Consider the following 23,235-nt stretch of genomic DNA (forward strand, 5'->3'; position numbering starts at 1 on the left):
GCACGCGGATGGCGGGCGGTTGCGCGAGGTTGCGTTTTCGCGACGGTCGGGCGCGACCGATCGCCGCACCGGGATTGGCGGCGCGCGACCGGGCAGGCGTCTCGGAAGCGTCATACACGCGTGATATCATGGCCGCCGCCGTATACACCACATCGAGCAGCCCGCCGATCCGGCATCCGCACGGGACCCTGCGGGGAACCCGCCTGGGGCAGGGGACGGGCTCGCCAACGAGCCGGCCAGCGCCGGCCCCCAACTCAGGCAAGCGCGGCCGGTTCCGTTCGAACGGAGCGTGGCTGCGGCGTGCCCAACGGCGGCGGCGCGGCCGCCCGGCTGCCGGACGCGGAATCAGCGTCCGGTCGGTCGGTTTCACGCGTAAAATTACAGTCTTGGCTGCAAAAAGCGCGCTTGGCGCGCCTTTGCGGCAACAGTCACGTTTAGAGAAGTCGCATTGCGCAGAACAGGGGTGGGACCATCATGAACACGATGCTTTATCCGGAACTTTACAGGTCGCTCGAAGCCGTCCGCTGGGACATGGAGAAGGACATTCCGTGGGACAAGTTCGACGCTTCGCTGCTCACCGACGAGCAGGCGAAGACGATCAAGATGAACGCGATCACCGAATGGTCGGCGCTGCCCGCGACGGAAATGTTCCTGCGCGACAACCAGCACGACAGCGACTTTTCCGCGTTCATGAGCGTGTGGTTCTTCGAGGAGCAGAAGCATTCGCTCGTGCTGATGGAATACCTGCGCCGCTTCAAGCCGGAAATGGTGCCGACCGAAGAGGAACTGCACGCGGTGCGTTTCCAGTTCGATCCGGCGCCGCCGCTCGAAACGCTGATGCTGCACTTCTGCGGCGAGATCCGCCTGAACCACTGGTACCGCTGCGCGGCCGACTGGCACACCGAACCCGTCATCAAGCAGATCTACGAAACGATCTCGCGCGATGAAGCGCGTCACGGCGGCGCGTACCTGCGCTACATGAAGAAGGCGCTGAACAACTGCGGCGACGTCGCGCGTGCCGCGTTCGCGAAGATCGGCGTGCTGATGGCGTCGGCGCGCCGCACCGAAAAGCCGCTGCACCCGACCAACCTGCACGTGAACCAGGCGCTGTTCCCGCGCGACACCGTGCAGTCGCGCCTGCCGGATCCGGAATGGCTCGAGCGCTGGCTCGACGAACAGATCCGTTTCGACGGCGAGTGGGAAAAGAAGGTCGTCGAGCGCATCCTGCACAACCTGTCGATCCTGTTCGAGCGCACGTTCGCGACCGCGCAGGAACTGAACCGCTACCGCAAGGAAGTCACCGGCCGCCTGCAGGCCGAAAGCGGCCCGTCGTCGGCCGCGCAGCCGGCCTGAGGCCACCAGGCACCGTAGCCGGCGTGAGTCGCGCCGGCCGCGTCGCGCTGTTTCGCGTCCGTTGCATGAAGCCCGCCCGGCCGGTCCGGCGGGCTTTTTATCTGGCGCCGCCGCCGCGTCCTGCCGTCGGGGCCGCCGTGCGCGCCATCGTTCATTCCGTCCGATCTCCATCATGTCCGCCACCTTCGAACGCAAGCTGATCACCCGCGACGCCTTAGTTGCCCTGCGCGCGTCGCTGCCGTCGCCCGTCGTGTTCACCAACGGTGTATTCGACATCCTGCATCGCGGCCATGTCACGTATCTCGCCGACGCGAAAGCGCTCGGCGCATGCCTGATCGTCGGCGTGAACTGCGACGCGTCGGTGCGCATGCTCGGCAAGGGCGACGACCGGCCGATCAACCGCGAGGACGATCGCGCGGCGCTGCTCGCGGCGCTGGAAAGCGTCGACTGGGTCGTGAAGTTCGAGGAAAAGACGCCGGTGTCGCTGATCGAGGCGATTCGTCCTGACATCCTCGTGAAGGGCGGCGACTACGACATGGATGCGCTGCCGGAATCGGCGCTCGTGCGCGGCTGGGGCGGCCGCGCGCTGGCGATTCCGTTCGAGCACGACCGCTCGACCACCGCGTTGCTGAAGAAGGTCCGCGCGCAGCAGTCCTGAGCGCGACCCGGCGCCATCAGGGCGCGGATGCCGCGAGCGGCGCGGCCGTGACGGCCGGCGGCACGATCGGGCTGCCGACGACGGGCTGGTCGGCCGCCTGCGCCAGCGGCGTCACGCGCAGCGCGTCGGGCTGCACCTGCCGCGACAGCACGCCGGGCTCGCGCGGGCCGGCTGCCGGCAGCGGCCCGAACACGCCGCGCGCCACCACGAACGAGAGCATGTTGGCGAGAAAGAGAACAGCGATCAGCCAGCGCAGCATCGTCGACACTCCTTTTCCTTCAGTCGTTCAGTCGGACCCGCCGCATGGCCGGCCTGTTCGTTGTTTCCATGACTGTTCGCAACAGTCAGGCAATACACGTGCGACCTTTGCCGCGCGGTGGCCCGCCGTCCGTATCGCGGCGGCGGCGTGCGCTGTCCCACCGTCACCGCGACGAAGCCCTGCATGGGCATTCGTCGATACCGCCAGTGCGGCGCGAAGCCGGCGAATTTCCGTCAATCCTCCGCGGTAGCTTCCGCGGCGATCAGCGCTAGCCCGGACAGGATCAACGCGTCGTGCCGCGTATGCGGCAGCGTCAGCGCGCGCGCGACCTCGTCCGCCGCGCCGCCTGCCAGCACGAGCCGCACGGGTGCCTGCCATGCATCGGCGAGATCGCGCCACGCGCGTTCGATCAGCCCCGCCTGCGCGTACAGGCAGCCGGCCGACAGCGAACGCGGCGTGTCGACCTGGAACGGCTCGGCCTGCGCGCCCGCGAGCAGCCCGCTCGCGATGTCGGTGGTCAGCGTCGGCAACTGCGCGGTGTGCGTGCCGAGCGCGCGCATCATCAGCGCCCAGCCCGGCGCGATCAGGCCTCCCGTGAAACGGCCGTCCGCGCGCAGTGCCTCGAGCGTCGTCGCGGTGCCGAACGTCGCGATCAGCAGGTGCTCGCCCGGAAAGGCCGCATGCGCGCCGATCAGGCCGGCCCAGCGGTCGCTGCCGAGCTGGTCGGGCGTCGTATAGCCGTTCGTCACGCCGCATTGCGCGGGGCGCGAGCGTATCGTCGTGCGCGGCAGGCCGGGCCAGCGGGCGTCGAGCAGCGCGTCGATCCGTGCGGCCACATCGGCGCCCGCGACGTTCGAAATCCATGCGCCGCGCGGACGCGGCAGGTTCGACCAGTCGGGATCGGCGCCGCCGTCGCGCGTGTGGCCGAACGCGCCCGTGGCGACGAGCGCGCGCTGCGCGTCGGCGAGCGCCCACTTGATCCGGCTGTTGCCGGCGTCGATCAGCAGGTATGGCTCGCTCATTGCGCTTCGCGCAGCGACACGTCGCCGGCCGCGATCGCCTGCATGCCGTTCGGTGTGTCGAGCAGCAACTGGCCGGTTGCATCGATACCGGTCGCGATGCCGCGTGCGCGTTCGATACCCTGTTCGAGCAGCACGACTTCGCGCCCCGCGTACGCGTGCAGCGCGTGCCAGCGCGGCAGGAACGGCGCGAGCCCTTCGGTTGCGAACTGCGCGAGCGCCGGCGTGAGTGCGTTCAGCGACGCGGCGAGCGTATCGGTGAGGTTGGCCGACGCGCACGCGACCGACAGCGCGGCGGGCGGCAGCCCGCTCGCGAGCGTCGCGTCGCGTGCGCGCAGCGCGTCGACCTGCGCGGCGACGGCTTCCGCACCGCGGACGTTGATGCCGAAGCCGATCACGACGGCGGTTGCGTCGGCGGTGCTCCAGACGGTTTCGATCAGGATCCCGGCGAGCTTGCCGACGATGCGCGGCGAGCCTTCGTCGGTTGCGGCCAGCAGCAGGTCGTTCGGCCATTTGAGCGCAACGCGCATGCGGGCGTCGAGCGGCAGTGCGGCCAGCCCTTCGGCGAGTGCGACGCCGATCGCGATGCTGAGGCCGCCGAGCGCGTCGACGGGGCGCGGCACGATGCAGCCGATCGAGCACAGCAGCGCATTGCCGGGCTGCGCGAACCACGGGCGGCCCTGCCGGCCGCGGCCGGCCGTCTGCTCGAACGCAACGCGCACGAGCGGCGCGGGCAATGCGTTCGCGTTGCGCGGCAGCGCCTTCAGGCGGGCGGCGAGGTCGGCGTTGGTCGAGCCGGTGGCGGCGACGATGTCGAGCGGCCACGCGCGCGGCGCGGCGTCCAGGTGCGCGTCGAGCCGGTTGCGCGCGATGTGCGCGTCGCCGGAATCGGGCGTGTCGGAGGAGGTGGGGGCGTTCATGGTGACTATTGTAGCGACAGGGGGCGGGGGCGCGCGCCGGGCAACCGACGCGGATCGACCGGATGGCGGCACGGCGATCGGCGCGCTCGCCCGCGCCCCGCGATCGGTTCCGTTGCAGGGCGATCGCTACGCGGGGCGTCGGGGCGGGCGCGTCAGGCAGCCGTCGAGCGGTCGGTTTGTGCCCGCGTGTGCCGCGGAATCGTCACGGCGCGACGACCGGGTGCTTCAACGCATGCGCGGTCTCGATCCACTGCGCGTGGAATTCGTCCGCGTCGGGCCGGAGCCCCAGCTCGCCGTTGCGATAGGCCATCGCGAGCGTCTGCACGGCTTCCGGCAGCTCGTGCTCGGCGGCTCGGCGATACAGCGCGAGCGCGCGCGCGTCGTCGCGCGGCACGCCGCTGCCGTCGCGGTACGCGTTCGCGAGCATGAAGTCCGCGGCCGGGGTGTCCGCGCGCGACGCGATGTCGAACCAGTGCGCGGCCTGCACCGGATCGGCGGCGATGCCGTAGCCGCTGCGATAGATCAGCCCGAGGTAATACGCGGCGGCCGGATCGCCCTGGTCGGCCGCTTCGTCGAGCAGCGCGCGGGCGCGTACGTAGTCCTTCGGGATGTCGCCGCTGCCGAGCAGCAACGCCTTGCCGAGCGCGAGCTGCGCGCGCCGCGCGGCCGGCGCGTCGGCCTTGCCGTCCGCCTGCGCGGCCGTTTCCAGCCAGCCGCGCCCCTCGTCGCGCAGCCCCGGTTCGCGCGCGTCGACGAGCGCGATGCCGAGCGCCGCCTGCGCGGCGCCCGAGCCGCGGCGCGCGAGCGTGCGCAACTGCGCCAGCGCGTGCGGCTCGGTGGCCTGCGTGACCATCGCCTGCCATTCGTCGAGCTGAGCGGCGCTCGGCGCGGGGCCGTTGCCGCGCAGGCCGGTCGCCGCGACGACGGCCGCGACGGTCACGGCCGCCGCCGCGAGCAGCGCGGCCGGCGGGAGTTTCGCGCGCAGCACGCGCCGCGCGGCGGCGGCGAGGCCGGTTTCGGCCGGCCGCATCGTCCGGATCGGTTGCATCGCGTGTCTCATTGCGTGAGGTCGATCTCGTAGGTCGCGAGGTTCTTGCCCGAGCCGTCGTCGGCCGCAACCTGCGTGATGCCGGTCAGGCCGGCCGCCGCTGCGTCGCCCAGGCGGTTCGGTGCGGACGCGAACTGCACGTGCGCGACCGAGCTCGCGAGCTTCGTGAAGCGCCAGCTGCGCTGCGCGCCGTCGGCCGCCCGCGTGATCGCGGCGCGTTTCTTGATGAACGCGATCAGCACGTCGCGGTTCGCGTCGGGCGACGCGAAGATCGTCTTGCTGCCGTCGAGGCCCGGGAAGTTGCCGCCGCCGCTCGCGCGGTAGTTGTTGGTCGCGACGATAAACTGCGCGTTCGGATCGATCGGCGCGCCCTTGTACGTCAGGTTCCTGATCCGGCTGCCGAGCGGCTGCGTGACGTCGATTTCGTACGACAGATCGGCGGACGTGAACATGTCGAAGTTGTAGCCGGGGAAGCTGCTGACGAGCTTCTGCACGGTCGCTTGCGTCGGGTCGATCCGGTTGAAGCGCTTCGCGGCCGTCTCGAGCCAGTTCTTCACGTCGGCGCCGCTCACCTTCACCGCGTACACGGTGTTCGGATACAGGTACAGGTCGGCCGCGTTGTTGATCGCGAGCGCGCCCGGCGCGACGTCGGTGTAGTCGCTGCCGCCGCCGAAGCCGCTCTTGAACGGCGCGCTGACCGACAGCACCGGCAGCGACGCGTACTGCGGCAGGTTCGCCTGCACGTAGGTCTTCACGTAGTCGGCCTGCGCCTCGTTGACGATCTGGATCGCGCCCGGATCGCCGACATCCGCGAAGTACGAGTTCATCCGGTAATCGGTCGAGCCGATCGGCGTCTTCACGTAGTCGATCGTCGCCTGGTGCTCGGCGGCGATCGCCGCGGATACCGACGGGTCGGCCGCGACGTAGGTCTTGTCGGCATTCTGGATCGGCCGCGCCTCGACGGTCGTCTGCGACTTGTCGACGCCCCACGTCTTGCCGTCGAACTTCAGGCCGAGCTTGATCACGCCGAGATGCTTGCCCCAGTAGTTGGCCATCACGGTCGGCACGCCGTTGACGGTGCCCTTGACCTTGTCGACGCCCGGCAGGTTGAACTGCGACACGGTGCTGTTCGCGTCCGGGAACACCTGGTGCGAGTGGCCGATCAGCATCGCGTCGATGCCGGTTACCGTCGACAGCCACCAGCTGCCGTTTTCCATCGTCGGCGAATAAGCGGAATTGTCGAGGCCGCCGTGCGAGATCGCGACGACGAGATCGGCGCCCTTCGCGCGCATCTCGGGAATGTACTTCTCGGCGGCTTCCTTCAGGCCGGTCGTGTAGACCTTGCCGTCGAGCCAGCGCTTGTCCCAGCTCATGATCGCGGGCGGCGTGAAGCCGATGATGCCGATCTTCACGGGCGCGCTGACCGTCTTGCCGTCCGGCGTGGTCGCCGTCACCGTGCGGGTCAGGATCGTGTACGGCGTGAACAGCGGCGCATTGGTCTTCGCGCTGATCACGTTCGCGAGCACCTGCGGGAAGTTCGGGCCCGCGCACTTCTTCTGCTGGGCCGCAGCCGGCAGGCCGTCGACCTCGAACGTGTTGCCGGTCACCTGCGACAGGTACGGCAGCCCATAGTTGAACTCGTGGTTGCCGATCCCGCCGCCGTCGAATTTCGCGGCGTTCATCACCTTGTAGATCGCGAGCGTCTGGTCGCAGCCGATCGGCTTCACGAGCGCCTGGTAGTCCGACAGCGCGGTGCCCTGGATCGTGTCGCCGTTGTCGAGCAGCAGCGTGTTCGGGTACTGCGCGCGCGCCTGCGCGATCAGCGTCGACACGCGCTCGAAGCCGAGCGAATTGTCGGCGGCGAGCTTGAAATAGTCATACGACAGCACGTTGGTATGCAGGTCGGTCGTCTCGAGCAGCGCGAGCGTGGCCGTCGTGCCGACGGGCGCCTGGGCCTGCGTCTGCGGCGGGGCGGTGACGTCGTCGCCGCCGCAGCCGGCGAGGGCAAAGGCGAGGCTGGCGAGCGCGGCGGCGGCCGGTACGCGGCGGCGGGAAAGCGGGGGGAAACGCATCGGTTGTCCTGTTCTCGGAGTTCTGTTTTGTGAAATGCGAAGTGCGCAACGAAATGGCGGCGCGGGGCGCCGACGGCCTGAGGTGCGGCGCGTGAGAGTATCGAAAGGAAACGTGACGGAAGAATGAAAGGCGATGACGCGGGCCGCGGGCCGCGTGTGCGGCGGCCTCAGGGAGCAGGCCCGGGCCGGGCGCGCCCAGCTATGCGCGCCCGGCTGGGCGCCCCACGGAAATCCTCACGTCGCTGCGCCGGGCGGTTCGCTACAATGGCCGCTGTCATCCTTTTGCAAACAACCTGCCCTTGGACTTCGAGACTCCTCCCGGCCTGTCGGTCGACGCCGGCGGCCAGGGCCGGACGGTGCGCCTGACCGGCCAGTGGACCGCAATCGCGCTCGCGCGCAATCGCGGCGCGGTCGCGCGCCGAGTCGCGAGCATCGGGTCCGGGCGCGTGAGCGAATGGGATCTGTCCGGCATCGAGCGGCTCGACCACGTCGGCGGCCAGGCGCTGTGGCGCGTGTGGGGCCGCAAGCTGCCGGCCGGCGTCGCGCTGAGCGCCACGCAGCGCACGATCTTCGAGCGCATCGAGCGGCTCGACAGCGGGCGCGAGGCGCCCGAGCGCATCGTGCGCGTCGATCCCGTCACGCGGCTCGGCCAGGCAATCTTCACGTTCGGCGAACACCTGCAGGGCGGCATCGCGATGTTCGGCCTCGTGATCCTCGATGCGCTGTCGGTGCTGCGCCGCCCGCAGACGATGCCGTGGAAGGAAACCTCGGCGAACATCTACAGCGCCGGCGCGCAGGCGCTGCCGATCACCGCGCTCGTCGCGTTCCTGATCGGCATCGTGCTCAGCTACCTGTCCGCGCAGCAGCTGCAGATGTTCGGCGCGAACCGCTACATCGTGAACATCCTCGGGTTGTCGGTGATCCGCGAGCTCGGCCCCGTGCTGTCGGCGATCCTCGTCGCGGGCCGTTCGGGCTCGGCGATCACCGCGCAGATCGGCGTGATGCGCGTGACCGAGGAGCTCGACGCGATGCGCGTGATGGGCATCCCGCACGGGCTGAGGCTGATCCTGCCACGCGTGCTCGCGCTCGGCGTCGCGATGCCGCTGCTCGTGATGTGGACCAACATCATCGCGCTGACGGGCGGCGCGCTCGCCGCGAAGCTGGTGCTCGGGATCGACGTCAACTATTTCGTGCGCTCGCTGCCGGGCGTCGTGCCGATCGCGAACCTGTACATCGGCGTCGGCAAGGGTGTCGTGTTCGGCATGCTGATCGCGCTGGTCGCGTGCCATTTCGGCTTCCGGATCAAGGCGAACTCGCAGAGCCTCGGCGAAGGGACGACCACGTCGGTCGTGTCGTCGATCACGGTCGTGATCCTCGCCGACGCGGTGTTCGCGATCCTGTTCCAGAACGTGGGGCTCGGATGAACGCATCGAACGAATCGGCGGCCGATGCCGCGCCGGCCGGTGCCGCAGCGGCCGGTGCCGCAGCGGCTCACACCGCGGCAGTCGGCGTCGCCTCGGCCGGCACGCCGCCCGCCGCGCCGACGGATGCCGGCGACCTCGTGATCGAGGTGCGCAACCTGACCAAGCGCTACGGGCGCAACATCGTTCACCAGAAGCTCGACTTCGACGTGCGGCGCGGCGAGATCGTGGCGATCGTCGGCGGCTCGGGCTCCGGCAAGACCACGCTCGTGCGCCAGATCCTCGGCCTCGAGCGGCCGACGTCGGGCACGATCAAGGTGTTCGGCGAAGATACCGCGACGATCGACGACGCGAGCGCGCGGATGATGCGCACGCGCTCGGGGATGCTGTTCCAGCAGGGCGCGCTGTTCTCGTCGATGACGGTGTTCGACAACGTCGCGCAGCCGCTGCGCGAGCTCGGCCGCGTGCCGCCGGACCTGCTGCACGACATCGTGATGCTGAAGCTCGAGATGGTCGGGCTGCCGTGCAAGCACGCGTCGAAGATGCCGGCCGCGCTGTCGGGCGGGATGGTGAAGCGGGTCGGCATCGCGCGCGCGATCGCGCTCGAGCCCGAGCTGCTGTTCCTCGACGAGCCGACGGCCGGCCTCGATCCGCAGGCATCGGACGAATTCGTCGAGCTGATCGCGACGCTGCACCGCACGCTCGGGCTGACCGTCGTGATGATCACGCACGATCTCGACACGATGGTCGCGCTGTCGACGCGCGTCGCGGTGCTGGCCGACCGCAAGGTGCTGGTCGCCGCGCCGGTCGAGGAGGCCGCGAACGTCGACCATCCGTTCATCCACGAATATTTCCTGGGGCTGCGCGGGCGCCGCGCATTGCAGGCGCTGCCGCCCGAGCGGCGCGCGAAGCTGCCGAAGGCGGCCCTCGAACCGGCGCTGTCGAGCGTCGAGCTGTAGGCAAGGCAAGAAGCAAGGAACCGTCGAATGGAAAACAAATCACATGCGTTCTGGGCCGGCCTGTTCACGATCGCGCTGACGCTCGCGATCGCGGGCACCGTGTTCTGGTTCAACGTCGACCGCACCGTGCGCGTGCCGTACGACCTGCTCGCGCGCACCAACGTGACGGGGTTGTTCCCGGACGCGGCCGTGCGCTTTCGCGGCCTCGACGTCGGCAAGGTGCAGTCGATCGGCTTCGACCGCACGCACCCTGGCCAGATCCGGATCCGGATTCTCGTCGACCACGACGCGCCGATCACGCAATCGACCTACGGCAGCCTCGGCTTCCAGGGCGTGACGGGCATCGCGTTCGTGCAGCTCGAGGATACGGGCCGCGACCTGGCGCCGCTGCCGTCGTCGCCGAAGGCGATTGCGCAGATCCCGATGCGGCCGAGCCTGTTCGACCAGATCCAGGAGCGCGGCGACGTGCTGCTGCGGCAGCTCGAACTGGCCGCGAAAAGCGCGAACGCGCTGATGTCGCCGGAGATGCGCGAGCAGTTGCGCGCGACGGCCGAAAGCCTGCAGCACGCGGCCGATGGCGCGACGACGCTGTCGAAGCAACTCGCCCCGGCCGTCGCCGCGCTGCCGGAGACGATGCACCAGGTGAACCGCACGATGGCGTCGGCGAACACGCTGCTGCAGCCGAACGGGCCGCTGGTGTCGAACCTGAACAAGGCGGGCACGGCCGCGGAGCAGGTCGGCGTCGCGCTGAACGACCTCAATGCGCGCGTGCAGTACGACACGCTGCCGCGCTTCAATGCGCTGGCCGGCAGCGTCGGCGACGCGTCGCGGCAATTGAAGGACGTCGCCGGTGAACTCGGCCGCAACCCGCGCAGTCTGTTGTTCGGCACGCCCGGCGCTGCGCCGGGGCCCGGCGAAGCGGGCTTCGCCTGGCCGGCTGCGACGGCCGGGAAGTGAAGCAGGGCGGAAACCCATCGATCGCCTGGCCGGAAACGGCCGGGCAGTGACGTCCATCGAAACCGGAAACATCATGCAGGAACACGCCATGCCACGAATCCTTGACCGCGCGCTGCGTCCGGCCGCGGCTGCGTTTGCCGTGCTGACGCTCGCGCTTGCGGCCGGCTGCGCCGGCAACAGCGCGGCGCTGTCGAATGTCCGCTACGACCTCGGGCCGGCCGCACCTGGGGCGGCCCCGTCGGTTGTGACGGCCGGTTCGGGCCCTGCGCTGAAGGTGCTCGATATCGCGGCGCCCGACGCGCTCGATTCGGACAAGTTCGCGTACCGCCTCGCGTACGCGGATGCGCAGCACGTGGCCGTCTATCGCGACAGCCGCTGGACCGCGCCACCCGCGCAACTGCTCACGCAGCGGCTGCGCGGCGCGCTGTCGTCGCGCGGCGCGGTGCTCGAAGGGACCGACGGCGTGCGCGCGCCGACCCTCAAGGTCGACCTGAACGAATTCGAGCAGGTGTTCGACGGGCAGTCGCAAAGCCACGGCGCCGTCACCGCGCGCGCGACGCTGACGCTCGACGGCAAGGTGCTCGGCCAGCGCACGTTCGTCGCGCGCGCGCCGTCGAGCACGCCCGACGCGGCCGGCGGCGCGCGCGCGCTCGCGACGGCGAGCGACGAACTCGTGTCGCAGATCGCCGCATGGGTCGGCATGCAGGCATACGCGGGCACGCCGTGACGCACGCCGCGCAGCCGCGATGAACGCGACCGGCACGCATCGCACATCGCCGCTCGCGCGGCAGGCCTTTGCCGCCTACGCGGCGCTCATCGTCTACGCGTCGCTGTATCCGTTCGAAGGCTGGGTGTCGCTCGGCATCGGGCCGTTCGACTACCTGTTCGCGCCGATGCAGCGCTATGTGACCGCGTTCGACGTGGTCACGAACGTGCTCGGTTATTTGCCGTTCGGCGCACTCGGCGTGCTCGCGCTGCACCCGCGCTGGCGCGGGGTCGCGGCGACGCTGATCGCGGGCGCGCTCGGCGTGCTTCTGTCGGGCTCGATGGAGGCGCTGCAGACCTACCTGCCGACGCGCGTCGCGTCGAATCTCGATCTCGCGGCCAACGCGCTCGGCGCGCTGCTGGGCGCGGCGCTCGTCGCACCGGCCACCGGTGCGCTGCTCGACCGCGGCGCGCTGCGCCGGCTGCGCTTCGCGTGGTTCGAGGCCGACGGCGCGACGCCGCTGCTGCTCGCCGTGCTGTGGCCGTTCGCGATCCTGTTTCCGTCGCCGTTCCTGTTCGGCATCGGCGACTGGCCGGCCGCGCTGTGGGAGCGCGCCGACGCGTCGATGCAGAACACGCTGCTCGCGTGGCTGCCGGCCGCGTGGCACGTGAGCGAATGGCCCGAGCGCGTCGACGGCTGGCTGTCCGATTCCGCGTGGGAGGCCGCGCTCGGCGGGCTGATGCTGTTTGCCGCCCTGGCGATCGCGTCGCTCGCGATGCGGCCGAGTGCGCCGCGCATCCGGCTGCTGATCGCGTTCGTCGCCGCGACGCTCGTGCTGAAGGCGGCCGCGACGTTCATGCAGTCGGCCACCGGCCTCGTCGTGGTGTGGGCGACGCCCGGCGCGCGGCTCGGCATCGAGCTCGGTTTCGCGGCCGCGCTCGTCGCGCTGCGCGTGCCGGCCGCCTGGCGCGCGACGCTCGCGGCGCTTGCGTTGCTGGCCGGCGTGGTGCTCGTCAACCTGCTGCCGGTCAATCCGTTCTTCGATTTCACGCTGTCGGGCTGGCGGCAGGGCCGCTACCTGCACTTCAACAGCATTGCGCGCTGGCTCGCATGGATCTGGCCCTACGCGGCGCTGATCTGGCTCGGCCAGCGCGTCGAGCACGCGTGGCTGCCGGCCGCGGTGCGCCGCTGACGGTGCAGTCCGGGCGGGGCGGTTCCGGCCGGATCGCGGGCAGCGGCGCGCGCCGGTCGCTATAATCGTCCGGACCATCATCCGTTGCACCGCGCAACGGCTATCGCCCCTCTTTCCGCCCGGCACCGCGCCGGGCCGCTCGTCACCATCATGGATTCCTACTACCAGCACCACGTCTTTTTCTGCCTGAACCAGCGCGAGCCGGGCGCCGAGCGTCCGAGCTGCGCGCAATGCGACGCGCAGACCATGCAGGAGTACGCGAAAAAGCGCGTGAAGGAACTCGGCCTCGCGGGGCCCGGCAAGGTTCGCATCAACAAGGCCGGCTGCCTCGACCGCTGCGAGGAAGGGCCCGTGATGGTCGTGTATCCGGAAGGCACGTGGTACACCTACGTCGACCAGGCCGACATCGACGAGATCGTCGAATCGCACCTGCGCGACGGCAAGGTCGTCGATCGTCTCAAGATCTGAACGGGCCGGCCGAATGAACGTTTATACGCAGAAATCGCTGATCGCAGGTCCGGTCGGGCAGATCGAAATCGCGGTCGACCTGCCCGACGCCGTGCGCGAAGGCGGTGCCGCGCCGCGCGGCATCGCGCTCGTCGCGCATCCGCATCCGCTGTTCGGCGGCACGATGGATAACAAGGTCGCACAGACCTTGGCGCGTACGCTCGTGCAGCTCGACTACGTCGTCTACCGGTCGAACTTCCGCGGCGTCGGCGCGACCGAAGGCGTGCACGACAACGGCACCGGCGAGGCCGACGACCTGCTCGCGGTGCTCGCGCACATGCGCGCGCAGCCTGCGTATGCGGACCTGCCGCTCGTGCTCGCGGGCTTCTCGTTCGGCACCTTCGTGCTGTCGCACGTCGCGAAGCGGCTGCGCGACGCGGGCGAGTCGATCGAGCGGATGGTGTTCGTCGGCACGGCCGCGAGCCGCTGGCAGGTGGCCGACGTGCCGGAGAACACGCTCGTGATCCACGGCGAAACCGACGACACGGTGCCGATCGCGTCGGTGTACGACTGGGCGCGGCCGCAGGAACTGCCGGTCGTCGTGATCCCCGGCGCCGAGCATTTCCTCCACCGCAAGCTGCATGTGCTGAAGCGCATCATCGTCGACGCATGGCGCTAACCGGCACGCAGGCGCCGGCGTAACGGCCGGCGGCTCGCATCGCCCCGCGCACCCGGCACCCGCCGGAGGCGCGATCCACCCGCGCGACATCGCGCCGCGCCGCGCGGCGCAACCCGACTTGCACCCCGCCTGCGCGCGCCTTTCTCACGGCTTCGAGCGATTTCCCGCAGCGTGCCCGCGCTATCCTCCTGAAGCCGGGTTGCGGCCGTCTTGCGAACGTGTAGTGTTCGGCGCCAACTGCCACCAACCGGCACCGATATGCTGCGCCTTCGCGCCCGTGGTGGCGCTGCAAATCCTCGCGATGCCGCCGGGCATCGCCGCGGTTTGCGCGTTGCCACCAGCACGAATTCGCCGGCACATCGGCACCGCCTGGCACCGGACGCTACACCCGGTTCCCGAAAACGCCGTTCGCGGCCACGTATAATGGCCGCATTTCGCGTCGCCCGCGGCCCGGCTGGGCCCATGCGGCGCTCGTTTCGCCGCCTGTCCGCCCGCTCGCGACGGTCGCGAACCGATCGCGTCCGCACGAGTCCAACCGGCGCGTTTCGCGTCGCCCGACGATGTCGGGCGAGCGCCCGAAACGCCCGCCGCCTTGCCGTTCAACCCTGCGCGTTTCGCACCGCACTTTCTGCCATCAGCCTGAATCGATCATGCGTCTGTCTCCCCAAGGCCTCAAGTCCCTCGCTTCCTCCATCGCCTTCGGCACCGCCACGCGCAACGTCGCGCTCGGCGTGATGCTGCCCGTCGCGCTCGCGTCGACGATCGTCGTCGCCGAGGCGAAGCCGGCCGCCAAGGCCAAGGCCGCGCATGCGGCGCCGGCCGCCGCCGAGCAGTTCACCGGCGCGCCCGCGACCTTCATGCCGGGCGCGGTTCCGCCGCCGGGCGTGAACGCGCGCTCGTGGGTGCTCGTCGATGCGACGAGCAACACGGTGCTCGCATCGGGCAACGCCGACGAACGCGTCGAGCCCGCGTCGCTGACGAAGCTGATGACGGCCTACCTGGTGTTCGAGGCGCTCGACAAGAAGAAGATCTCGATGGAGCAGATCGTCACGCCGAGCGTAGCGGTGCGCCGTGTCGGCACCGACGAGTCGCGCATGTTCATCGAGGCGAACAAGCCGGTGTCCGTGCATGACCTCGTGTACGGGATGATCATCCAGTCGGGCAACGACGCCGCGATCGCGCTGGCCGAACTGGTCGGCGGCAGCGAAGGGCAGTTCGTCACGCTGATGAACGACGAGGCGCAGCGCCTCGGCATGAAGGGCACGCACTTCGCCGACGTGAACGGCATGCCCGACCCGAACCACTACACGACGGCCGGCGACCTCGCGAAGCTGTCCGCGCACCTGATCCGCGATTTTCCGCAGTACTACGGCATCTTCTCGGAGAAGGAATTCAAGTACAACAACATCCGCCAGGGCAACCGCAACCGTCTGCTGTGGCTCGACCCGACGGTCGACGGCCTGAAGACGGGCCATACGCAGGCGGCCGGCTACTGCCTGATCGCGTCGGCGAAGCGCGCGATCCCGGGTGTCGACGGCCAGCGCCGCCTGGTGTCGGTGATGATGGGCGAGCAGAAGGAAGGCGAACGCACTCAGGACAGCATGAAGATGCTGAACTACGGCTACAGCGCGTTCGATTCGGTGCGCCTGTTCAAGGGCGGTCAGGCGATCTCGACGCCGCGCATCTACAAGGGCAAGGCAAACACCGTGCAGGTCGGCGTGAAGGGCGACCAGTGGGCGACCGTGCCGCGCGGCCTCGGCGACAAGGTCAAGACGGAAGTCGACGTCAACGCGCCGCTGATCGCGCCGCTCGCGGAAGGCCAGCAGGTCGGCACCGTGAAGATCGTCGCCGACGGCAAGACGCTGTCCGAATTCCCGGTCGTCGCGCTGCAGGCCGTGCCGGAAGCCGGTATCTTCGGGCGTATCTGGGACTCGATCCTGCTGATGTTCAGCAAGAAGAAGTAAGCACGACGGGCCTTTGTTTTTACGACTTCATCCCCATCTGTCATCACCATGAGCCAAGCCGAATTCGAACCGATCGTCTACCTCAGCGTCTCGTCGCAGGAGGAGCTGGTGCCGCTGTCCGAAGCCCGTGTGCCGGTGCTCGACCGCGGGTTCATCTTCGGCGACGGCGTGTATGAAGTCGTCCCCGTTTATGCGCACGACGGCGCGCACGTGCCGTTCCGGATCGAGCAGCATCTGGAGCGGCTCGCGCGCAGCCTGAAGAAGATCGGCATCGACAACCCGCACGATGCCACCGGCTGGCGCGCGTTGATCGAGCGCATCGTCGCGGCGAATGCCGAAGGCCTCGGCGACGGCAACGCGCTCGTCTACCTGCAGGTGACGCGCGGCGTCGCGAAGCGCGGCCATGCGTTCCCGGCGAACGCGGTGCCGACGGTGTTCGCGATGACGAGCCCGCTGCGCCTGCCGTCGGAAGAAGAGCGCGCGAAGGGCGTGCGTTGCGTGACGGCCGAGGATCGCCGCTGGCTGCATTGCGACATCAAGTCGATCTCGCTGCTCGGCAACGTGCTGATGGCGCAGCATGCGGCCGAACGTGACGCGTTCGAGACGCTGCAGTTGCGCGACGGCTACCTGACCGAAGGCTCGTCGTCGAACGTGTGGATCGTGAAGAACGGCGAGTTGATCGCGCCGCCGCGCAGCAACAAGATCCTCGAAGGGATCCGCTACGCGCTGGTCGAGGAGCTGGCCGACGAATGCAGGATCCCGTTCGTCGCACGCGAGATCAGCGAAGTGGAGTTGCGCGCGGCCGACGAAATCATGATCACGTCGGCCACGAAGGAAGTGCTGCCCGTCACGTCGCTCGACGATCTGCCCGTGCAGGGCGGCAAGCCGGGCCCCGTGTTCGCGGCGCTGTATGACGCGTACCAGCGTGCGAAGGCACGTGAGTTTGAACAGTTTGACCTAACCCGGAGAAAATGATGAGCGAACCGACCAAAACCGTCGAGGTCACCGGCGCGATCGAGACCCGGAAGGAGTCGCTGCTGGAGTTCCCGTGCGATTTCCCGATCAAGATCATGGGCAAGGCGCACCCCGAGTTCAAGGACACGATCTTCAAGGTCGTCGCCGTTCACGACAACGAGATCGATGTCGAGAAGATCGAGGAGCGCGCGTCGAGCGGCGGCAATTACACGGGCCTCACGATCACCGTGCGCGCGACGAGCCAGGAACAGCTCGACAACATCTACCGCGCACTGACCGGCCATCCGATGGTCAAGGTCGTACTTTAAGCGCAAGCGCCTTCCATCCTCCTTCCTGCGCGCACTCGGCGGGGGGCTTCCCCGCCGCGCGCCGCGCGTCCAGCTCGTCGCACAGCCGCTTGTATTCGGCGACTTCGTCGAGCAGCCAGGTCCTGAATGCCTGCACGCGCGGCGTGTTCAGCAGCGGCGGCGGACACACGAAAAAATAGTGCCACGGGCTCGGCCCGTCGATGTCGAACAGGCGCACGATGCGCCCGTCCAGCAGGTCGTGCACCGCGAGCGAGCGGCGCACCAGCGCGATGCCCTGGCCGTCGATCGCGGCCAGCAGCAGGTTCGACGAATCCTGGTACAGAATCCCCCGTTTCGGCTCGGTCAGCGTCTTGAGTCCGGCCGCGTCGAACCACGGCCGCCACAGCTCGTCGTCCGAGCGCAACAGGTTGTAGTGCACGAGATCGGCGGGCGTTTGCGGCAGCTTGCCGCCGTTCAGCGTCGGCGCGCACGCCGGAAAGAACACCTCGTCGAACAGCGGCTCGACATGCAGCCCCGGATAGCTGCCGTGGCCGAAGCGGATCGCGAGATCGACGTCGTCGCGCGCGAAATCGGTGAGCGAGTTGGTCGACTGCAGCTCGACGTCGATTTCCGGATGCCGCTCGATGAACGTGCCGATGCGCGGCGTGATGAAGCGCGCGGCGAACGACGACAGCATCGACACCACGAGCCGCCGGTCGCGGTCGCTCGCCCGCACGTCGCGTGTCGCGTTGGCGATCACCATCAGCGCGGTGCGGATCTGCTGCGCGTAGCGCATGCCGGCGTCGGTCAGGCACAGCCGCTTGCCGTTGCGCGTGAAAAGCTGCACGCCGAGCTCCTCCTCGAGCGCGCGCACCTGGTGGCTGACCGCGCCGTGCGTGACGTACAGCTCGTCGGCGGCGCGCGAGAAATTCTCGTGACGGGCGGCGGCTTCGAACGCGCGAATCGCGTTCAATGCAGGCAGCTGGCGGAGGTCCATTTGCTAATTTTCCTCACATCGACGTGAAAATTGGTCGTTTGGTCGGACGCCTTCAAGTGACTACGATTGTAGCCATCGAAGCATTTATTGGCGGAGTCGATCATGCAAGAAATTTCTTCAAGCATCACGTTCGAAATCCCCGCGGGCGAAACCGTGCCGATGAAGGTGCAACGCAGCACGCGGCTGATTGTCCAGTGCGGGCCGATCTGGGCCACGCGCAGCAACGACGTCGACGACTACTTCCTGGTCGACGGCGAGACGTTGAAGCTGCGCCGCGGCGAGCGGCTGTGGCTCAGCGCGGAAGGCCGGGAGGGCGCGTGCGTCGCGTTCTCGGTGTCGCGGCCGACCAGGGAGGTCGCGCTCGGCGGGCTGGCACGGCTGCGCGAACGCGTGGCCGCGCTGTTCCATGACGGATGGCGCACTGTTTGATCGGCATTTCCTCCGACGGATACTGACGATCCGTCCCTTTCCCTGGCCGGCGAGACCCATGGGTTTTCGGTAAACTACCGCCCATGTCCGTTTCGCCGGTTTCCATCGTGTCCACGCCTGTCGCCGTTTCCGCATCGCCCGCCGAATCACCGGCACAGCCGGTCACCGTTCGCTGGCGGGGCGTCGAGGCCTACCAGACGAGCTTCGACGCGATGCGCGCGTTCACCGACACGCGCACGGCCGACACCGGCGACGAGATCTGGGTGGTCGAGCATCCGCCCGTCTACACGCTCGGCCAGGCGGGCGACCCGGCCCACCTGCTGGTGGCCGACAGCGGCGTGCCGCTCGTGAAGGTCGACCGCGGCGGGCAAATCACTTACCACGGCCCCGGCCAGATCGTCGCCTACCTGCTGCTGGACCTGCGCCGGCGCAAGCTGATGGTGCGCACGCTCGTGACGAAGATCGAGGAGGCCGTGATCGAAACCCTCGCGGCGTATAATCTCGCTTCGGTCCGCAAGGCGGGCGCGCCGGGGATCTACGTGGCATCCGGCATGCACGAAGGCGCGAAAATCGCGGCCCTCGGCCTGAAGATCCGCAACGGCTGCAGCTATCACGGGCTGAGCCTGAACGTGAAGATGGATCTGCGCCCGTTTCTTGCGATCAACCCGTGCGGCTATGCCGGACTGGAAACTGTCGACATGGCGAGCCTCGAGGTTGCCGCCGACTGGAACGACGTCGCCCACACGCTGGTGCGCCGTCTGATCGCCAACCTCGACGGCGCATCCGCGGCCGCCGACAAGCCGCAGGCACTGGAACAATCGAATGACTGACGTTACCGCTTCTCCCGCACCGGCCGATTCGGCCGCGACCCCTGCCTACGATCCGACCGCCAAGCAGAAGGCGCAGGCGAAGACGGCGCGCATCCCGATCAAGGTCATTCCGATCGAGAAGCTGAAGAAGCCCGAGTGGATCCGCGTGAAGGCGGCCACCGGCAGCTCGCGTTTCAACGAGATCAAGACGATCCTGCGCGAGCACAACCTGCACACCGTGTGCGAGGAAGCGAGCTGCCCGAACATCGGCGAATGCTTCGGCAAGGGCACCGCGACGTTCATGATCATGGGCGACAAGTGCACGCGCCGCTGCCCGTTCTGCGACGTCGGCCACGGCCGCCCCGATCCGCTCGACACCGATGAGCCGAAGAACCTCGCGCGCACGATCGCCGCGCTGAAGCTCAAGTACGTGGTGATCACGAGCGTCGATCGCGACGACCTGCGCGACGGCGGCGCCGCCCACTTCGTCGAATGCATCCGCGAAACGCGCGCGCAGTCGCCGGACACGCGCATCGAGATCCTGACGCCGGACTTCCGCGGCCGTCTCGACCGCGCGATCTCGATCCTGAACGCCGCGCCGCCCGACGTGATGAACCACAACCTCGAAACGGTGCCGCGCCTGTACAAGGAAGCGCGCCCGGGTTCGGACTACGCGCACTCGCTGAAGCTCTTGAAGGACTTCAAGGCGCTGCATCCGGACGTCGCGACGAAGTCGGGCCTGATGGTCGGCCTCGGCGAGACGGAAGAGGAAATCCTGCAGGTGATGCGCGACCTGCGCGCGCACGACGTCGACATGCTGACGATCGGCCAGTACCTGCAGCCGTCCGAGCACCACCTGCCGGTGCGTGCGTACGTGCATCCGGATACGTTCAAGATGTACGAGGAAGAGGCGTACAAGATGGGCTTCACGCACGCGGCCGTCGGCGCGATGGTGCGTTCGAGCTATCACGCCGATCTGCAGGCGCATGGGGCCGGCGTGGTCTGAGCGCCGCGTCAGCGTTACTGCAGCCTTCACGCAGTCGAAAAAGCCCGCAGCGATGCGGGCTTTTTTGCTGGTGCGGCCGCGATCCCCGCATTCGCACGGCAATCGCCGTCCGACCGGATGCACGATCCAATTCAGCGTGGGAAGCAAAGCTGAAACGGCATCGATAGCTTCGCAGGATAAGTTCGCTCCCGCCGCGCGCAAAGCTCCTATAGTCGGCTCTCCCGCAGCAATGCCCGCATTCCGAAGGAGAGCCGCATGTCCCGTTTCAGCTTCATCCGCCGCGCCGTCGTCGCGCTGACCGCCTTTGCCGCGCTCGGCGCGGCGCACGCCGAATCGCGCGAAGTCGTGATCGCGTACCAGGACATGGTCGTACCGTGGCGCTACGCGCAGGCGAGCGGTGAAGTCGAAAAGGCGACCGGCTACAAGGTCACCTTCCGCAAGCTCGACAGCGGCGCCGACGTGATCCGCGCGCTCGCGTCGGGCTCCGTGCAGCTCGGCGAAGCCGGGTCGAGCCCGATCGCGGCCGGCCTGTCGCAAGGGCTCGATATCTCGCTGTTCTGGGTACTCGACAACATCAACGACGCCGAGGCGCTCGTCGCGCGCAACGGCTCGGGCGTCACGAGCGTCGCGGCGCTGAAGGGCAGGAAGATCGGCGTGCCGTTCGTGTCGACGTCGCATTTCCATACGCTCGTCGCGCTGCAGGCCGCGGGTGTCAATCCGAACGACGTGAAGATCGTCAACCTGCGTCCGCCCGAAGTCGCGGCCGCGTGGGCGCGCGGCGACATCGACGCGACCTATATCTGGGATCCCGTGCTGGCGAAGGTCAAGCAGTCGGGCACCGTGCTGACGACGTCGGGCCGGGTTGCGAAAGAAAGCGGCAAGGCAACCTTCGACGGCTTCGTCGTGAGCCGCAAGTTCGCGCGCGAGAACCCCGAGTTCGTCACGCGCTTCGTGAAGGTGCTTGCCGCCGCCGATGCCGACTACCGTGCGCATGCGGCCGCGTGGAAGGCCGGGTCGCCGCAAGTCGCGGCGGTGGCGAAGGTGTCGGGCGCGAACGCGCAGGACGTGCCGGCCAGCCTCGCGCTCTACGCGTTCCCGACGCCGGCCGAGCAGGCGTCGCCGACGTGGCTCGGCGGCGGTGCGCAATCGGGCGCCGCGAAGTCGCTCGCGGCCACCGCCACGTTCCTCAAATCGCAGGGCACGATCCAGACGGTGCTGTCCGACTATTCGGCCGGCGTCGATCCGCAGTTCGTGCAGAAGGCCGCGCGCTGAGCGCGGTGATCTATCGCGGAGCCCTCGATCATGAGCACGCTGGAAGTTCGTCAGGTATCGGTTGCCTATCCGGGCGAGCGCGGTCGGCCGACGACGCAGGCGCTCGCGCGCGTCGACCTGCGCATCGATGCCGGTGAATTCGTCGTCGCGCTCGGCGCGTCCGGGTGCGGAAAGACGACGCTGCTGAACTGCATGGCCGGCTTCGTCGCGCCGACGACCGGCGACGTGCGCGTCGACGGCGTGCCGGTCACGGGCCCCGGCGCCGATCGCGGCGTCGTGTTCCAGAAATACGCGCTGTTGCCGTGGCTCGACGTGCTCGACAACGTCGCGCTCGGGCTGCGCTTCGCGCGTGTGTCGAAGGCCGAACGCGAAGCGCGGGCGCGGGAGATGCTCACGCTGGTCGGGCTCGACAAGCATGCGCATGCGCGCGTGTACGAGCTGTCGGGCGGGATGCAGCAGCGTGTCGGCATCGCGCGTGCGCTCGCGAGCGACCCGCGCGTGCTGCTGATGGACGAGCCGATGGGCGCGCTCGACGCGATGACGCGCGGCACGATGCAGGCGCTCGTGCTCGACGTGTGGGCACGCACCGGCAAGACGGTGTTCTTCATCACGCACGATGTCGAGGAAGCGCTGTTCCTCGCGACGCGTCTCGTCGTGATGACGCCGGGCCCCGGCCGGATCGCCGAAACCTTCGAACTGCCGTTCGCGCGCCGCTACGTCGAATCGCGCGATGCGCGTGCGGTGAAGTCGTCGCCCGATTTCATCGGATGGCGAGAGCGGCTGATCGCATATCTGCATCGCGACGAAGCCGTCGGGGAAGCCGCGTGACGCGCGAGCTCGCGCGGCAGGGCGTGGCCGTCGGGCGCGGCCGGAACAGTATTTTGCACAGGCAGGACAGCATGAGCACGCAGGATTCGTGGGCGGCCGATCGCACGGCCGCGGGTTTAGAGCAGGACGAACACGCGACGCGGCGTCCCGCGGCGGCGCGCCCCGCGCGCGCGTCGCACCGTTACCGCTTGCCGGGTCAGGGAAAGACCGCAGGGCTGAGCGCGGCGACGGTCGCTGCGCTGGCCGTGCTGTGGTGGGTCGCGACGCATCGGCAGTGGCTGCCGCCGTTGTTCCTGCCCGCGCCGGAAGCCGTGTGGACGGCCTTCGTCGACGCGTGGCACGGCCGCATCCAGGGCGGCCTGCCGCTGTCCGAGCATCTGCTGTGGAGTGCCGCGCGCGTGTTCGGCGCATTCCTGCTTGCGACCGCGATCGGCGTGCCGGCCGGCATCCTGATGGGCGTGAGCCGCGTCGCGCGCGGCGTGCTCGATCCGCTGCTGGAGTTCTACCGGCCGCTGCCGCCGCTCGCGTACCTGCCGCTCGTCGTGATCTGGTTCGGCATCGACGAGACGGCGAAGCTTGTCGTGATCTTCCTCGCCTGCTTCGCGCCGATCGCGATGGCCGCGCGTGCCGGCGTGCGCGCGGCGACGGTCGAGCAGATCAACGCCGCGTATTCGCTCGGCGGCAGCTTCGCGCAGATCGTGCGCCACGTGGTGCTGCCGGCCGCGCTGCCGGAAATTCTCACCGGGCTGCGGATCGCGATCGGTTTCGGTTGGACCACGCTCGTCGCGGCCGAGATGGTCGCCGCGACGGCCGGGCTCGGGCAGATGGTGCTGAACGCATCGAGCTTCCTGCGCACCGACATCGTCGTGATGGGGATCCTGATCATCGGCGCGATCGCGTGGCTGTTCGATCTCGCGATGCGGTGGGTCGAGCGGCGGGTGGTGCCGTGGAAGGGGCGGGGGTGAATGAGGGTTGTTG

Annotated in this window: 24 protein-coding genes; 18 read left to right on the forward strand and 6 right to left on the reverse strand. The window is 68.9% G+C overall.

What is annotated here, in order from left to right:
• Positions 1–474 precede the first annotated feature (474 nt).
• Entirely contained in the window at positions 475–1,353 is an 879-nt protein-coding gene (locus tag GD429_RS35255; RefSeq protein WP_011353352.1) for a diiron oxygenase, read from the forward strand.
• 172 nt (positions 1,354–1,525) lie between these two features.
• Complete coding sequence (gene rfaE2, locus GD429_RS35260; RefSeq protein WP_152864195.1) at positions 1,526–2,011, forward strand: D-glycero-beta-D-manno-heptose 1-phosphate adenylyltransferase; 486 nt, start codon at positions 1,526–1,528, stop codon at positions 2,009–2,011.
• A 16-nt stretch (positions 2,012–2,027) separates the two neighbouring features.
• Here rfaE2 and GD429_RS35265 read toward each other — a convergent pair whose 3' ends face one another.
• The 5 genes from GD429_RS35265 to GD429_RS35285 form a co-directional block, all read right to left on the reverse strand.
• Entirely contained in the window at positions 2,028–2,270 is a 243-nt protein-coding gene (locus tag GD429_RS35265; protein WP_152864260.1) for a hypothetical protein, read from the reverse strand.
• 233 nt (positions 2,271–2,503) lie between these two features.
• The gene (locus GD429_RS35270) at positions 2,504–3,292 is read right to left on the reverse strand and encodes a type III pantothenate kinase (protein ID WP_152864197.1); all 789 of its coding nucleotides are present in this window, start codon (positions 3,290–3,292) and stop codon (positions 2,504–2,506) included.
• The gene (locus GD429_RS35275) at positions 3,289–4,209 is read right to left on the reverse strand and encodes a biotin--[acetyl-CoA-carboxylase] ligase (RefSeq protein ID WP_152864199.1); all 921 of its coding nucleotides are present in this window, start codon (positions 4,207–4,209) and stop codon (positions 3,289–3,291) included. Before GD429_RS35275 ends, GD429_RS35270 begins: the two co-directional genes overlap by 4 nt.
• A gap of 202 nt (positions 4,210–4,411) precedes the next feature.
• On the reverse strand, positions 4,412–5,257 hold the full coding sequence (locus tag GD429_RS35280; protein ID WP_152864201.1) for a tetratricopeptide repeat protein: 846 nt from the start codon (positions 5,255–5,257) through the stop codon (positions 4,412–4,414).
• 8 nt (positions 5,258–5,265) lie between these two features.
• Positions 5,266–7,329, reverse strand: a complete 2,064-nt coding sequence (locus GD429_RS35285) for a bifunctional 2',3'-cyclic-nucleotide 2'-phosphodiesterase/3'-nucleotidase (protein WP_152864203.1) — start codon at positions 7,327–7,329, stop codon at positions 5,266–5,268.
• A 299-nt stretch (positions 7,330–7,628) separates the two neighbouring features.
• Between GD429_RS35285 and GD429_RS35290 the strand changes: the two genes are divergently transcribed.
• From GD429_RS35290 to GD429_RS35335, 10 genes are all read left to right on the forward strand, one after another.
• Positions 7,629–8,753 (forward strand): ABC transporter permease, encoded by a 1,125-nt coding sequence (locus tag GD429_RS35290; RefSeq protein WP_152864205.1) that lies wholly within the window; start codon positions 7,629–7,631, stop codon positions 8,751–8,753.
• Positions 8,750–9,709 (forward strand): ABC transporter ATP-binding protein, encoded by a 960-nt coding sequence (locus tag GD429_RS35295; RefSeq protein WP_152864207.1) that lies wholly within the window; start codon positions 8,750–8,752, stop codon positions 9,707–9,709. The genes GD429_RS35290 and GD429_RS35295 overlap by 4 nt, the downstream gene beginning before the upstream one ends.
• A 27-nt stretch (positions 9,710–9,736) precedes the next feature.
• Positions 9,737–10,666, forward strand: coding sequence for an MlaD family protein (locus GD429_RS35300; protein WP_152864209.1), 930 nt, complete (start codon positions 9,737–9,739; stop codon positions 10,664–10,666).
• 73 nt (positions 10,667–10,739) lie between these two features.
• Positions 10,740–11,393, forward strand: coding sequence for an ABC-type transport auxiliary lipoprotein family protein (locus GD429_RS35305; protein ID WP_415748972.1), 654 nt, complete (start codon positions 10,740–10,742; stop codon positions 11,391–11,393).
• A gap of 19 nt (positions 11,394–11,412) precedes the next feature.
• The gene (locus tag GD429_RS35310) at positions 11,413–12,564 is read left to right on the forward strand and encodes a VanZ family protein (RefSeq protein WP_152864214.1); all 1,152 of its coding nucleotides are present in this window, start codon (positions 11,413–11,415) and stop codon (positions 12,562–12,564) included.
• 150 nt (positions 12,565–12,714) lie between these two features.
• Entirely contained in the window at positions 12,715–13,032 is a 318-nt protein-coding gene (locus GD429_RS35315) for a (2Fe-2S) ferredoxin domain-containing protein (RefSeq protein ID WP_011694422.1), read from the forward strand.
• A 13-nt stretch (positions 13,033–13,045) separates the two neighbouring features.
• Positions 13,046–13,690: an alpha/beta hydrolase gene (locus tag GD429_RS35320; RefSeq protein WP_152864216.1), complete on the forward strand. Its 645-nt coding sequence runs from the start codon at positions 13,046–13,048 to the stop codon at positions 13,688–13,690.
• 650 nt (positions 13,691–14,340) lie between these two features.
• Positions 14,341–15,654 (forward strand): D-alanyl-D-alanine carboxypeptidase family protein, encoded by a 1,314-nt coding sequence (locus GD429_RS35325; RefSeq protein ID WP_152864218.1) that lies wholly within the window; start codon positions 14,341–14,343, stop codon positions 15,652–15,654.
• A 48-nt stretch (positions 15,655–15,702) separates the two neighbouring features.
• Positions 15,703–16,629 carry a D-amino acid aminotransferase gene (locus tag GD429_RS35330; protein WP_152864220.1) on the forward strand — a complete coding sequence of 309 codons (927 nt, stop codon included), beginning with the start codon at positions 15,703–15,705 and terminating at the stop codon, positions 16,627–16,629.
• The gene (locus GD429_RS35335) at positions 16,629–16,937 is read left to right on the forward strand and encodes a YbeD family protein (protein ID WP_011546305.1); all 309 of its coding nucleotides are present in this window, start codon (positions 16,629–16,631) and stop codon (positions 16,935–16,937) included. Before GD429_RS35330 ends, GD429_RS35335 begins: the two co-directional genes overlap by 1 nt.
• Here GD429_RS35335 and GD429_RS35340 read toward each other — a convergent pair.
• The gene (locus tag GD429_RS35340) at positions 16,921–17,913 is read right to left on the reverse strand and encodes a transcriptional regulator GcvA (protein WP_152864222.1); all 993 of its coding nucleotides are present in this window, start codon (positions 17,911–17,913) and stop codon (positions 16,921–16,923) included. The genes GD429_RS35335 and GD429_RS35340 overlap by 17 nt on opposite strands.
• Before the next feature lie 102 nt (positions 17,914–18,015).
• On the opposite strand from GD429_RS35340, the gene GD429_RS35345 reads away from it, so the two are divergent.
• The 6 genes from GD429_RS35345 (at position 18,016) to GD429_RS35370 (ending at position 23,222) form a co-directional block, all read left to right on the forward strand.
• Positions 18,016–18,342, forward strand: a complete 327-nt coding sequence (locus GD429_RS35345; protein WP_034179443.1) for a DUF2917 domain-containing protein — start codon at positions 18,016–18,018, stop codon at positions 18,340–18,342.
• Positions 18,343–18,425: 83 nt separating this feature from the next.
• The gene (gene lipB / locus GD429_RS35350; protein WP_152864224.1) at positions 18,426–19,172 is read left to right on the forward strand and encodes a lipoyl(octanoyl) transferase LipB; all 747 of its coding nucleotides are present in this window, start codon (positions 18,426–18,428) and stop codon (positions 19,170–19,172) included.
• Positions 19,165–20,157, forward strand: a complete 993-nt coding sequence (gene lipA / locus GD429_RS35355; RefSeq protein WP_152864227.1) for a lipoyl synthase — start codon at positions 19,165–19,167, stop codon at positions 20,155–20,157. Before lipB ends, lipA begins: the two co-directional genes overlap by 8 nt.
• 255 nt (positions 20,158–20,412) lie before the next feature.
• On the forward strand, positions 20,413–21,429 hold the full coding sequence (gene tauA / locus GD429_RS35360) for a taurine ABC transporter substrate-binding protein (protein ID WP_152864229.1): 1,017 nt from the start codon (positions 20,413–20,415) through the stop codon (positions 21,427–21,429).
• 30 nt (positions 21,430–21,459) lie between these two features.
• Positions 21,460–22,257: a taurine ABC transporter ATP-binding protein gene (locus tag GD429_RS35365; protein WP_152864231.1), complete on the forward strand. Its 798-nt coding sequence runs from the start codon at positions 21,460–21,462 to the stop codon at positions 22,255–22,257.
• Positions 22,197–23,222, forward strand: coding sequence for an ABC transporter permease subunit (locus GD429_RS35370; protein WP_227791980.1), 1,026 nt, complete (start codon positions 22,197–22,199; stop codon positions 23,220–23,222). The genes GD429_RS35365 and GD429_RS35370 overlap by 61 nt, the downstream gene beginning before the upstream one ends.
• Positions 23,223–23,235: the final 13 nt, after the last annotated feature.

Source organism: Burkholderia sp. BE17, from assembly GCF_009362305.1.
Taxonomy (GTDB): Bacteria; Pseudomonadota; Gammaproteobacteria; order Burkholderiales; family Burkholderiaceae; genus Burkholderia; species Burkholderia pyrrocinia_C.